Origin of the sequence: Arthrobacter sp. Hiyo1 (assembly GCF_001263615.2) — a bacterium.
In the GTDB taxonomy this organism is placed as follows: domain Bacteria; phylum Actinomycetota; class Actinomycetes; order Actinomycetales; family Micrococcaceae; genus Arthrobacter.
In genome coordinates this window covers 1-1,393 of the sequence record NZ_DF952490.1, presented here as the reverse complement: position 1 = coordinate 1,393, position 1,393 = coordinate 1, and the positions used below count along the sequence as shown (strand labels likewise).

2 protein-coding genes and 1 pseudogene are annotated in these 1,393 nt (G+C 65.6%); 1 reads left to right on the top strand and 2 read right to left on the bottom strand.

The window, feature by feature from the left end; genetic code table 11:
* Window positions 1-348: pseudogene (locus tag AHiyo1_RS23850) on the bottom strand (Gfo/Idh/MocA family oxidoreductase); the annotation flags it as partial.
* 42 nt (window positions 349-390) lie between these two features.
* Window positions 391-1,002, bottom strand: coding sequence for a TetR/AcrR family transcriptional regulator (locus AHiyo1_RS23845; RefSeq protein WP_059390272.1), 612 nt, complete (start codon window positions 1,000-1,002; stop codon window positions 391-393).
* 123 nt (window positions 1,003-1,125) lie between these two features.
* On the opposite strand from AHiyo1_RS23845, the gene AHiyo1_RS23840 reads away from it, so the two are divergent.
* A partial coding sequence (locus AHiyo1_RS23840) for an NAD(P)H-dependent oxidoreductase (RefSeq protein WP_172465748.1) occupies window positions 1,126-1,393 on the top strand: 268 nt, incomplete at its 3' end.

Sequence of the window (1,393 nt, the reverse complement as noted above, 5' to 3'; positions counted from 1 at the left end):
CCGCGAGCTCGATCAGCTCCTGCCCCTGAGCGCTGGTCACCGCGAACGGCTTGTCCACGACGACGTCGAGCCCGGCTTCCAGCGCGCCTTCGCGAGCGGGTGATGGGTCGCGGGCGGCGTACCGAGCACCACGAGGTCCAATTCCCCGGCAAGCGCCAAGACGTCCTCCGGGCTGTCCACGACCCTCGTGCCGGGATACCGTTCCTGGGCTTTGGCCTTACGGCCCGCATCCGAAGTGGCGATGACGTCGAGCGAATACGCGGGATTGGCTGCGATAAACGGCGCGTGAAAGACGCTGCCGGAAAGGCCAAAGCCGACGACGGCGGTGCGGATCGGTGTGTGGGTCATGCCGCTACGCTACCGGGCGAAGATGGCACGGCGAAGGTTATGTCAGCAGTCTTTCAGTAGGCGAGTGACGAGCTCGCGCCACGACGCAGCCAGGCGTTCCGGCGCAACTCCGTGAACTCGGAGGGAATGGAGCATGCGCTCTGGATCCAGGGTGGCGCCGAGGGAAAGAGCCAGAAGCCAAGGATCGCTGTCCAGGCCCGCTTCCCGCAACAGCATCTCGATGTGCCGGTGCCACAACACCACCGGCGGGGCGTCGTGCCGGTTTTGCGGGGAATGTTCCGCCGCGGCACGGGCCAGCTCGCCGTACTCTTCGACATATTTGATACGTGCTTCGCCGAAGGCGATGAGGCGCTCGAGCGGGGGCGCTCCCGGGCCCAGGGGCGGCGGACCGAAGATGAACTCGCGCTGGAATTCCGCCTCGGCATCGCTCAGGAGGGTCATCATGAGTCCGGCCCTGCTGCCGAAACGGCGGAAGACCGTTCCCTTCCCGACGTCGGCCCGGCACGCGAGCATGTCCATCGTGACGGCGTCCACTCCGTGTTCGGCCACGAGATCCCTGGCAGCTTGAAGGAGCCGTTCGCGGTTACGCGCGGCGTCGCTGCGCTCCGGCGGCGTCCCGAAAGGCGAACCGGGCCGGATGGGGATGAGGCTCACAGAAACATTCTAGCCTTGGGAATATTAAGCGGACCGCAGTCCGTTTAGAATCTACGAAGGCAGCAAAAGCCTCCAAAACCGAGCGCCTGCGGCACCGTCCGCGGCCAGACCCAAGGAGTTCCCATGTCCAAGAACACCGTTCTCGCCCTTGTTGGCAGCCTCCGCGCCGATTCCCACAACCGCAAGCTCGCCGAAGCCATCCAGCTCAACGCCCCGGAAAACGTCGAAGTACAGATCCACGGCTCCCTCGGCAACATCCCGTTCTACAACGAAGACATCGACGTCGAAGGCCAGGTTCCGGCCGAAGCCGCAGCCCTCCGCGCTGCCGCCGCCGAAGCAGACGCCATCCTGCTCGTCACACCGGAGCACAACGGCACCATGCCGGCGTCGC